This window comes from Acinetobacter sp. V2 (assembly GCF_001188385.1).
GTDB lineage: Bacteria > Pseudomonadota > Gammaproteobacteria > Pseudomonadales > Moraxellaceae > Acinetobacter > Acinetobacter oleivorans.
This window is the reverse complement of sequence record NZ_JZFB01000009.1, coordinates 1,183-7,749: the sequence shown is the minus strand read 5'-3', so window position 1 is coordinate 7,749 and position 6,567 is coordinate 1,183. Positions and strand designations below refer to the sequence as shown.

Below are 6,567 nucleotides of genomic sequence, written 5' to 3'. Positions count from 1 at the left end.
GTTGATATTATGCAAACGCGTAAAGAGTTATATGAACGCATTAACTACTATGCGTTTGAAGACTATTTAGACAACGCATTTGCTAAAAAGAAGTAATAAATTAAAAAGTTGATTAATTGGAATCTGATACTCGGAGGCGTCATCTGCAACTGTTTGAGACAGGACTACATTTTTTAAAATTGGTTCTGCGATAGATAAGATATTCGATGGTTGTGGACGAGTTTTGCAGATGACAATGGTTTTGCCTACTTTTCCCGAAAGAAAAGTAGGTCGAACCTGAGCAAGTCAAAGCGATTAAAGCTTTGTCGAGGCGCAAGACGAAGTGGTTAATCCTGAAATAAGAAGTGAAAATGGTACGACTCCGTCGTGCTTAATAAATAAATTCAGATAGATAGGAAAGGACAATCTTATGAGCTCAAATGAAACAACAACAGGCTTCAAACCAAAAAAATCAGTTGCACTTAGCGGACAAGTTGCAGGCAACACAGCACTTTGTACCGTAGGACGTAGCGGTAACGACTTGCACTATCGTGGCTATGACATTCTTGACCTTGCAGCGGGTAGCCAGTTTGAAGAAGTTGCTCACTTGCTCGTACATGGCAAATTACCAAACAAAGCTGAACTCAAAGCCTATAAAGCAAAATTAAAAGCACTTCGTGGCTTACCAGCAGCCCTTAAAACTGCACTTGAGCAACTTCCTCCGTCTGCACACCCAATGGATGTGATGCGTACAGGTGTGTCAGTGCTAGGTTGTTTAACTCCAGAACACGAAGACCATAACGAAGCGGGCGCAAAAGACATTGCTGACAAATTAATGGCAAGCCTAGGCTCAATGCTGCTCTATTGGTACCACTTCAGCAATAACGGTCGTCGTATTGAAGTTGAAACTGATGACGACTCAATTGCAGCGCATTTCTTACATTTACTTCATGGTGAAAAACCATCTGAAGAATGGATTCAAGCCATGCATACATCTCTTATTTTGTATGCTGAGCACGAGTTTAACGCATCAACATTTACATCACGTGTGGTTGCAGGTACAGGCTCTGACATGTACTCGGCAATTACAGGTGGTATTGGTGCGCTTCGTGGACCTAAACACGGTGGTGCGAACGAAGTTGCATTTGTCATTCAACAACGTTACGACAACGCAGACGAAGCAGAAGCTGACATCCGTAAACGTGTTGAAAATAAAGAAGTCGTAATCGGTTTTGGCCACCCTGTCTATACAGTTTCTGACCCACGTAACGAAGTGATCAAGAAAGTGGCGCACGACTTGGCTGAAGCCCAAGAGAACACCAAAATGTACCTCATCGCTGAACGTTTAGAAGCAGTGATGAAAGAAGTGAAAAACATGTTCCCGAACCTCGACTGGTTCAGTGCAGTGAGTTATCACTTAATGGGTGTTCCAACTGCAATGTTCACACCGTTATTCGTGATTGCACGTACAGCAGGTTGGTCAGCGCACGTGATTGAACAACGCCAAGACGGCAAAATCATTCGTCCAAGCGCGAACTATACAGGCCCTGAAAACCTCGAATTTAAACCATTGGCGGAGCGTGGTTAATGAACACTAAATACCGTAAACCGCTGGCAGGTACCCAGCTTGAATATTACGACGTGCGTCAAGCCGTTGAAGATATTCAGCCAGGCGCATACGAAAAACTGCCTTACACCTCTAAAGTACTCGCAGAGCAATTGGTACGTCGTGCCGATGCCGAGAACTTAACTGCTTATTTAACGCAGTTGATTGAGCGCCGTCAGGACTTGGACTTTCCTTGGTACCCAGCGCGTGTGGTGTGTCATGACATCCTAGGTCAAACTGCATTGGTTGACCTTGCAGGTTTGCGTGATGCGATTGCTGACAAAGGCGGTGACCCATCTAAAGTCAACCCAGTTGTGCCGACTCAGCTCATTGTCGACCACTCTTTAGCAGTTGAGTATGGCGGTGCTGACCCAGACGCTTTTGAAAAAAACCGTGCTGTTGAAGACCGTCGTAACGAAGACCGTTTCCACTTTATTGAGTGGACTAAAACAGCATTTAAAAATGTTGATGTGATCCCTGCGGGGAACGGCATTATGCACCAGATTAACCTAGAGAAAATGTCTCCGGTCATTCAGGCGCGTGATGGCGTAGCATTCCCAGACACATGCGTCGGTACAGACTCACACACACCACATACAGACGCTTTGGGCGTAATTTCTGTAGGCGTGGGTGGCTTAGAAGCTGAAAACGTAATGTTGGGCCGTGCATCTTGGATGCGTCTACCAGACATTATTGGTGTTGAGTTTATAGGTCAACGTCAGGCAGGCATTACTGCAACAGATATCGTACTTGCTCTAACTGAATTCTTGCGTAAAGAGCGCGTGGTTGGTGCTTACCTTGAGTTCTTTGGTGAAGGTGCTGACAGCATGTCTGTGGGCGACCGTGCAACCATTTCGAACATGACACCAGAATATGGCGCTACGGCTGCGATGTTCTACATCGACCAAAACACAATCGATTACTTACGCCTCACAGGCCGTGAAGATACTCAAGTGGCATTGGTTGAACAGTACGCAAAAGAAATCGGCCTTTGGGCTTCTGACATGACCAAAGCAGAGTACCCACGTGTACTTCGTTTTGATCTATCAAAAGTAACACGTAACATTGCTGGTCCATCAAACCCACATGCGCGTGTTTCAACTGCGGATCTAAAAGAAAAAGGCATTGCTGGTGTTGTTGAAAACCGTTCTGATGGCTTAATGCCAGATGGCGCAATCATTATTGCCGCAATTACTTCGTGTACTAATACTTCTAACCCACGTAACACCGTGGCGGCAGGTTTGTTGGCACGTAAGGCAAATGAACTTGGTTTAGTTCGTAAACCTTGGGTGAAATCATCATTTGCACCGGGTTCAAAAGCGGCTGCACTTTATCTTGAAGAAGCAGGTGTTCTAAAAGACTTAGAACAACTTGGTTTTGGTATTGTGGCTTACGCTTGTACAACTTGTAATGGTATGTCGGGTGCGTTAGATCCAGTCATCCAGCAAGAAATTATCGACCGTGACTTGTACGCAACAGCAGTACTGTCTGGTAACCGTAACTTCGATGGCCGTATCCATCCATATGCAAAACAAGCATTCTTGGCATCTCCACCGCTTGTCGTAGCGTATGCCATTGCGGGTACGATTCGTTTTGATATTGAAAAAGATGCGTTAGGTCATGACAAAGAAGGTAACCCGATTTACCTGAAAGACATCTGGCCATCTGACGCTGAAATTGATGCGTTAGTTAAAGAAGCTGTGAAGCCTGAACAGTTCCGCAAAGTCTACATTCCAATGTTTGACTTGGGCGTAACAGAAGAAGCTGAAAGCCCACTTTACGACTGGCGTCCACAAAGTACTTACATCCGCCGTCCACCATATTGGGAAGGGGCGTTGGCTGCACCACGTACTTTGGCGAACATGCGTCCACTTGCGATTTTGGGTGACAACATCACCACCGACCACTTGTCGCCTTCAAATGCGATTTTGATGGACTCGGCTGCGGGTGAATATCTTCATAAAATGGGCTTACCAGAAGAAGACTTCAACTCCTATGCAACGCACCGTGGCGACCATTTGACTGCACAACGTGCAACATTTGCCAACCCGAAACTCTATAACGAAATGGTGGTTCGCTCAGACGGTACCATTAAGCAAGGTTCAAAAGCGCGTGTAGAGCCAGAAGGCGAAGTGATGCGTATGTGGGAAGCGATTGAAACCTACATGAACCGTAAACAGCCATTAATTATTGTTGCGGGTGCTGACTACGGTCAGGGTTCAAGCCGTGACTGGGCTGCGAAAGGTGTACGCCTTGCAGGTGTTGAAGTGATTGTGGCAGAAGGTTTTGAACGTATTCACCGTACTAACTTGGTGGGTATGGGCGTGTTACCACTTGAGTTTAAACCGGGTGTAAACCGCAAGACTTTAAAGCTAGATGGTACAGAGCTTTATAGCGTGATTGGTAATATTGCGCCGCGTTCGACTTTAACTTTAGTGATTGAACGTGCCACAGCGGATGGTAAAGAAGAGATTCTTGAAGTGCCTGTGACCTGCCGTTTAGATACAGAAGAAGAAGTTTCTGTATATGAAGCGGGCGGTGTATTACAGCGTTTTGCACAAGACTTTTTAGAAGGCCAAGTGGCTTAATACTTTAGTTAAGGATAATTGATATTGTTCAAAAAAAGCCCTATCTTAATGATGGGGTTTTTTATTGAGCGTAATAGTGGAAAGATATTTAGATTTAGACGGTGATTCTGGAATTCACGCATATGAAATTGGTGATACATATATAAGAGTGCAGTTTGATAGGACCTTTAAAATTTATACTTATAGTTATAGAAGTGCAGGCGCGGGCCGAGTTGAAGATATGAAGAAACTGGCTAGAAATGGCGATGGTCTAAATTCTTATATTATGAGATATACTAAGAAGATGTATGAATAACGGATGACATAGATTTTAAATTTTTTAGGTTAAATATATGAGTAGAGAGATTATTAGAAAAAATAAAGAGCTAACTTTAGCTGTAAATAATTATTTCCTAAATCTAAATGAACATAGTATAGGATTATTTCTTGCAACAATAGGATGGATAGGAATTCCTAATGAGTACAAATTTATAAAGCTATTAGCACTAATAGGAATAGCTCTATTCTTTTTTTATTATATTTCAAGATCCAAAGCGTGGATGCTTTCGAAGGGTAAGTCTTTTAAGCAATTGATTTTAATGTATAAAAAAGACGTTAAAGAAAGTACTATGACAGAATATAGGAAAAATAGAGAATTAATTAAGCTAGAGGAAATTGAGAATAAATATTTCAACTTTAGAAAGTATGGTCTTAAAATTGTTTCTCAAAACTATTACTTCTTTTTCACAGCATTTTTCTTAGGAGTAGCAGTTATTAATCAATATAGTGGAATTAAATTTTGTTAAAAAATTAACAATATATTTAATAATAGAAAAATAAAAAAACTCGACATTCTGTCGAGTTTTTTCGTAATTGATATTGTTTAAAAAAAGATCTATCTTGATGATGGGGTTTTTTATATTCGGAAATAAAATGACAATTAGTTTTTCAGATTCTTATAAAATTGAGTTCAAAGTATATGATGCATTGGGTGCCTTAGATCCAATCTTAGGTATAGATACTAGATTGTTTATTGATCCTCTGTTAGTGAAAAATACAAAAATTCCAGAGTTTCAAACGGCCGGTAGTAAAATAGAAAAATATTTTGAAAGTATTCTAACGTTGTTAAAAGCTAGCCAAAAAGAAGATGATATCTTTTGGAATCAGGCATTTAAGAATTTTAAGTCAAGTGAGATTAATGGATTATCAATTGGATATGGGAAGGATAATGATGGAGGAGGTGGAATTGGAAAAATAAAAAAATTAGAAATATTAAGAAATTTAAAACAAATTTTAGATGCTGGAACTGATGATCCTATGATTTTTGAATTAATCGGTGGGTTTCAAGATGGTATTGGTCCAGATTTAATAAGTGATCTAATTTCAAATATATTAATTGATGATCTCATTGCTTATACCCAACGTATTTGTTCAGAATTAAATATTTCTCTAGTGGAATTAAAATTTTCTAAGAATTATGGAGCAAAAAAATTACCTAAAAATATATTAAATGATAAACCAGTAATTCTTGTTCCTAAAGAATTTCTGAGGGATCTCCCAATTGCGGATAGTTTTATGGATATCGATTGGATTTGTAAACATAATGATGAATTACGGAGATATTTGAATTCTGTTATAGAAGGTTCATTTAAAAAAATAACAGTCAAAGAGCAAAAAGGTCATATTAGAAAAGCGATAGTCGATGATCCTGAGTTTTTAAAAGAAATATTAGAGGCTTATAGGAGTCAACCACCACAATATTATAATTATTTTGATGATCCAAAAGGAGAAACTGTTTGGTATGAAGCTTCAAAAAATTATGCAAAAGAGTATCCCTTATCCTTAAAATTATCTAAACAACCAACTATTGACGATATTTACGGGATAGTAGAGAAAATATGTGAACATTTTAAAGTATTAATTGAAGACAATCAGTTGTGTAAATTACTTTACGATAAAGATGGAAAGAAAAAGCCAGAATCAGCTGCACAACTTCTATTTTTTGGTATAGCTAATGCTTATTGTGTAGCAAATAATATAGATATTAGTCCTGAATCTGATGCAGGTAGGGGGCCAGTAGATTTTAAATTTAGTAATGGAGCCAATACGAAAGTTTTAGTTGAAGTAAAACTTACCTCTAATAGTAAACTTAAAAAGGGATTTGAGTCTCAATTACCCATTTATCAAAGAGCTGAAAAATCTCAAAAAGGCATTTATTTAGTTATTCATAATATAGAAATATCAGATCAACGATGGGAAGTCTTCTTAAAACTAACTCAAAATAGCGGATTATCTAATTTAAAAATGATAGATATTAATGCAATACCTAAGCCATCAGCTAGTGTTGCGGATGAGTAATAGTAGCTATATCCATAAAATTATCGATAAATTAAATATTTATAATTTTACTAATTA

Annotated in this window: 5 protein-coding genes and 1 pseudogene; all 6 read left to right on the top strand. The window is 39.3% G+C overall.

The window, feature by feature from the left end; translation table 11 throughout:
- Window positions 1-96, top strand: a pseudogene (prpB, locus tag UC75_RS22315) (methylisocitrate lyase); the annotation flags it as partial.
- A 313-nt stretch (window positions 97-409) separates the two neighbouring features.
- Window positions 410-1,567 carry a 2-methylcitrate synthase gene (gene prpC, locus UC75_RS17435; protein WP_004795430.1) on the top strand — a complete coding sequence of 386 codons (1,158 nt, stop codon included), beginning with the start codon at window positions 410-412 and terminating at the stop codon, window positions 1,565-1,567.
- Window positions 1,567-4,173 (top strand): Fe/S-dependent 2-methylisocitrate dehydratase AcnD, encoded by a 2,607-nt coding sequence (gene acnD, locus UC75_RS17430; protein WP_049838306.1) that lies wholly within the window; start codon window positions 1,567-1,569, stop codon window positions 4,171-4,173. The genes prpC and acnD overlap by 1 nt, the downstream gene beginning before the upstream one ends.
- A gap of 76 nt (window positions 4,174-4,249) precedes the next feature.
- The gene (locus UC75_RS17425; RefSeq protein ID WP_034677348.1) at window positions 4,250-4,468 is read left to right on the top strand and encodes a hypothetical protein; all 219 of its coding nucleotides are present in this window, start codon (window positions 4,250-4,252) and stop codon (window positions 4,466-4,468) included.
- Between the two features lie 37 nt (window positions 4,469-4,505).
- Window positions 4,506-4,958 (top strand): hypothetical protein, encoded by a 453-nt coding sequence (locus UC75_RS17420; RefSeq protein ID WP_049838305.1) that lies wholly within the window; start codon window positions 4,506-4,508, stop codon window positions 4,956-4,958.
- A gap of 127 nt (window positions 4,959-5,085) precedes the next feature.
- Window positions 5,086-6,510, top strand: a complete 1,425-nt coding sequence (locus tag UC75_RS17415) for a hypothetical protein (RefSeq protein WP_049838340.1) — start codon at window positions 5,086-5,088, stop codon at window positions 6,508-6,510.
- The last annotated feature ends 57 nt before the right edge of the window (window positions 6,511-6,567 follow it).